A 4,389-nucleotide genomic window follows, 5' to 3' on the forward strand; every position below is an offset into this window, starting at 1 on the left:
CTTGGCTCCGAGTTTTTCCACAACTACCGCCGCAGTTCTTCGGCGATCATCGGCAGCATTCTGATGCTGGGCTTTCTGTTTGCAGTCTTGGTCGGCCCTTATCTGGTGGCACAAAACCCCTATGATATCGCGTCACTGGACTTGATGGACAGCTACAAGCCGCCGTTCTGGTTGGATGGTGGCGACCCCAGATTTCCCTTTGGCACCGATGGGCAGGGCCGCGATGTCTGGGCCTCGATCCTTTACGGCGCGCGGATATCACTGTTCATCGGCGTGGTGGCGATGGTGGCTTCTTGCCTGATCGGCACGGTTCTGGGACTGGTTGCGGGGTTCTACGGCGGCATCGTGGATTCTGTGATCATGCGGATCGCCGATATCCAGCTTTCGTTTCCGTCAATCCTGATTGCGCTGTTCCTGATGTCGGCGGTCGGAACCGGGGTGGACAAGGTCATGATTGCACTGACGGCGGTGGGCTGGGTGGTCTATGCCCGCACCGTTCGCGGCTCCACCCTATCCGAAATCCGGAAAGAGTATGTACAGGCGGCCAAGGTCGCGGGTCTGCCCAATCACAAGATCATCCGCAAGCATGTGTTACCCAACGTGCTGACCCCGCTGATCGTGATTGCGACGATTCAGGTTGGAACATTCGTGCTGATCGAGGCCTCGCTTTCTTTCCTCGGCGTCGGCGTTCCGATCACCCAGCCCTCGCTTGGCTTGCTGATCAAGAATGGCTTTGACGTACTGTTTTCGGGGCTGTGGTGGACCTCCGTGTTTCCCGGCCTTGCCATCATGGTTCTGGTCTTTGGCATCAACCTGTTCGGCGATTTCCTGCGCGACGAACTGAACCCGAGGCTGAAATGACCGCGCTTTTGAAAGTCGAAAACCTGCGCACCTGGTTCCACACCTTTTCCGGTGTGGTCAAGGCCGTGAATGGTGTGAGTTTTGAGATTGGCGCGGGTGAGGTGATGGGATTGGTCGGCGAAAGCGGCGGCGGCAAATCCGTGGTCGGCTTTTCGATTCTCGGCCTGATCGACAGCCCCGGTCAGATTGAGGGCGGTCAGATTTTGCTGAACGGCGAAGACCTCGTGACCGCGGGTGAGCCTCGTTTGCGCCAGATCCGGGGCAAAGAGATTTCGATGGTGTTTCAAGACCCGATGACCTCGCTCAACCCTTTGCACACCGTCGGGCGCCAGATGGATGAAGTGTTGCGCCTGCACACCAAATTGACCGCGCCGGAGCGCCTCAGTGCCTGCGTGGAGATGCTGGAAAGCGTCGGCATCAGCCGCGCCGCCGAACGGCTTACCGCCTATCCGCACCAGTTTTCCGGCGGCATGCGGCAGCGGGTGGTCATTGCGATTGCGCTGCTGGCAAAGCCGCGTCTGATCATCGCGGATGAGCCGACAACTGCGCTGGATGTGACGATCCAAAGCCAGATCCTGAAACTGATGCGCCGCCAGATTGCAGAAAAAGGCGCGTCGATGATCCTGATAACGCATGATCTGGCGGTGGTGTCGGAAATGGCCGACCACATCACCGTGCTTTATTGCGGCAAGGTGGTGGAAACTGGCGCAACGCGCGACATCATTGAAACCCCTTCACACCCTTACACGCGCGGTTTGATCGACTCTATCCCCGACCCCGAACATCGCGCAGCACGTCTGCGCCAGATCCCCGGTACGGTGCCTGATATCCGCAACCTGCCGAAAGGTTGCAACTTCCGCGACCGCTGCCCGCGCGCCCAAGCAATCTGCGCCGTGGAGGAACCGGCACTGGCCCCGCGCCATGCCAGCCTGTCCTCTGCCTGTCACTTCCCGCTGCAACCGGGGGAATTGGCATGACGCAACCGATGCTGGAAGTCCGCGACCTAAAGATGCATTTCCCCATCGGTGGCAGTATGCTGGACCGTCTGCGCATATCGGGTGGTTTGCGCTTTGAAAACCCGGTGGTCCATGCGGTGAACGGTGTCAGCTTTGCCATCCAACCGGGTGAGGTAATGGCGCTGGTCGGTGAAAGCGGCTGCGGCAAATCCACGGTGGCGAAAACCATCGCGCGGATTTACGAACCCACCGCAGGGGAAATCCGCATCGAGGGGCAGGATATCGCAACGCTCGGCTTTACCGATCTGCTTCCCATCCGCGCCAAGATGCAGATGATTTTCCAGGATCCCTATGCCTCGCTCAACCCTCGCCAGAAAGTACGCGACATCGTGGCGGAGCCTTTGTTGGAACAGGTGAAGGGTGCAGAACGGCGCGAAGTTCCCGCCCGCATCGCAGCCCTTCTGGCCAAGGTCGGATTGAACGCGGAACATGCGGGCCGCTATCCGCACCAGTTTTCTGGTGGGCAACGCCAACGCATCGGCATTGCGCGGGCGCTGTCGGTGACGCCGGGGTTGATCATCGCGGATGAACCGGTGTCGGCGTTGGATGTGTCGATCCAAGCCCAAATCCTGAACCTGATGATGGATTTGCGCGATGAATTCGGGCTCGCCTATCTGTTCATCAGCCATGATCTGTCGGTGGTCCAGCATATCGCCGACCGGGTTGGCGTGATGTATCTCGGCTTCATGGTCGAAAACGCGCCGCGCGATGTGCTGTTTTCACGGCCCCGCCACCCTTACACCCGCGCGCTTTTGTCTGCCGCACCCAGCATCAAGGCCCACCGCGACCGCGAGGAAATCACTTTGACCGGCGAAGTGCCGTCGGCGCTGACCCTGCCGTCGGGCTGTTGTTTCCGCACCCGCTGCCCGTTCGCATGGGATCGCTGCACAGCAGAACGCCCGAAACTGCAAGACGTGGGGGAAGGTCAGACCGTCGCCTGCCATCTGACCGATGAGCCAGAAAGAGACAAACCATGACCATCATCGCCCAAGCCCGCCTTGGCCTGCATGACCCGCATGATTGCACCGATGCCAGTGATGAGTTGACTATTTATCACGCGATCTATGACACGCTGATCCGCCGTGTGGGGCAGGATTTCGCACCGCATCTGGCGCGGGAGTGGCGCGTGTCGGATGACGCCCGCGTTTGGACGTTCCATTTGCACCCTGATGTGATCTTCCACGATGGCACCGCTTGCGATGCTACCGCCGTTGCTGCCAGTCTGGAACGAATGGCGCGCGCCGACAAAGGATACACTCTCGGCGCGCCTGCGGTCTGGCGGCAGTATCTTGGCGGCGCGGGGTTGGACGTGCTGGATGCGACAACCCTGCGCGTGACGCTTGCCGCGCCAATGGCCGATCTGCTCGATGTGCTGGAACAAGGGTTCATCGTTGCCCCCTCCGCTTTTGCCGCTTTGGATGCGCGCGATTATACTGCGCAAATCGGCTCTGGCCCTTATCGACTGACCGAGATCACACCTGATCAGATTACCGCCACCCGAACCGCAACCCATTTCGCGCATCGCCCCGCAAACGCCGCGATCGCTTGGCGCTTGGTTCCGGATGCCACCACCCGCCTCGCTCTGCTGCAAAGCGGCGAAGTGCAGGTTGCCAACAGCCTCGATTTCAAAACCTCCCGCAGCCTTGGCGCGAGGCGGCATGAATTCCTTTCCCCCGTGGCAATCATCTATCTTTTGAACGCCGCCAAAGGCCCGTTGGCTGATCCGCGCACCCGCCGCGCCCTCAGCCTTGCTTTGGACCGCCCCGCGTTGATTGATACCGTGGTTGAGGGTGCCGCCCGTCCCCTGCCCGGTTTCATCAGCCCGAACCATTTCGGCGCAGGCACCGGCACCGGCCCGAAACAAGACCGCGCCCTTGCCCAAAAATTGCTGGCAGAGGCAGGTCACGCAAACGGGTTGACGCTGGAGGTGGATTGCCCCACCCGCCTGCCGGATGAAGCCGAACGCCTGACCGCCGCCCTTGCCGAACAGCTCTCAACCATCGGCATCACCCTGCGCGTCCATCTTCATAAGGAGCGGGAGGATTACGCCCATATGGTCCGCCGCAAGGAAATCCGCGACCTCTGCGTGTTCGATTCCAGCCCGATGAGTACCTACCGCGTGCTGTATGAGAAAATCGACAGCCGCATCGAAGGCGCTTGGTGGCAAGGCTATTCCAACCCGGAAATCGAAGCGTTGATCGACCTGGGCCGCGTCACCACCGACCGCGCCGCCCGCGCGGGGATATGGCAAAATGCGTATAAGCTGCTGCAAGACGATCCCGCTTGGCTGACGCTTTACAACCCCTTGCGCGTCATCGGGCTTGCAGGCGAGAACCCCGGTTTCACCATGCCCGCTGACGGCGTGATTGATGCTGTACGCCTGCCACCGTTGCCAGGGGACGCCAATGCATCCTGATACCCTTTTCACAAATGCCACCATAGACACAATGAACCAAACGCGTGATGTGATCGAGAACGGCTGGATAGCGGTAACCGGCAGCAAGATCACCGA

The 4,389-nt window shown here is 60.3% G+C and carries 4 protein-coding genes; all 4 read left to right on the top strand.

Annotation, left to right across the window (positions count from 1 at the left end; all coding sequences use genetic code 11):
- A partial coding sequence (locus L0H65_RS15330) for an ABC transporter permease (protein WP_301459913.1) occupies positions 1-861 on the top strand: 861 nt, incomplete at its 5' end.
- Positions 858-1,838 (top strand): ABC transporter ATP-binding protein, encoded by a 981-nt coding sequence (locus tag L0H65_RS15335; protein ID WP_301459914.1) that lies wholly within the window; start codon positions 858-860, stop codon positions 1,836-1,838. The genes L0H65_RS15330 and L0H65_RS15335, both read left to right, overlap by 4 nt.
- Positions 1,835-2,854 (top strand): ABC transporter ATP-binding protein, encoded by a 1,020-nt coding sequence (locus L0H65_RS15340; RefSeq protein WP_301459915.1) that lies wholly within the window; start codon positions 1,835-1,837, stop codon positions 2,852-2,854. Before L0H65_RS15335 ends, L0H65_RS15340 begins: the two co-directional genes overlap by 4 nt.
- A complete protein-coding gene (locus L0H65_RS15345; protein ID WP_301459916.1) occupies positions 2,851-4,293 on the top strand; it encodes an ABC transporter substrate-binding protein in 1,443 nt (480 codons plus the stop codon). Before L0H65_RS15340 ends, L0H65_RS15345 begins: the two co-directional genes overlap by 4 nt.
- Positions 4,294-4,389: the final 96 nt, after the last annotated feature.

This window comes from Pseudorhodobacter sp. (genome assembly GCF_030452865.1).
GTDB lineage: Bacteria > Pseudomonadota > Alphaproteobacteria > Rhodobacterales > Rhodobacteraceae > Pseudorhodobacter.

What these genes read in the sequence shown, in the direction of transcription:
- L0H65_RS15335 (WP_301459914.1), top strand. Translation starts at nt 858, where the DNA reads ATGACCGCGCTTTTGAAAGTCGAAAACCTGCGCACCTGGTTCCACACC.
- L0H65_RS15340 (WP_301459915.1), top strand. Translation starts at nt 1,835, where the DNA reads ATGACGCAACCGATGCTGGAAGTCCGCGACCTAAAGATGCATTTCCCC.
- L0H65_RS15345 (WP_301459916.1), top strand. Translation starts at nt 2,851, where the DNA reads ATGACCATCATCGCCCAAGCCCGCCTTGGCCTGCATGACCCGCATGAT.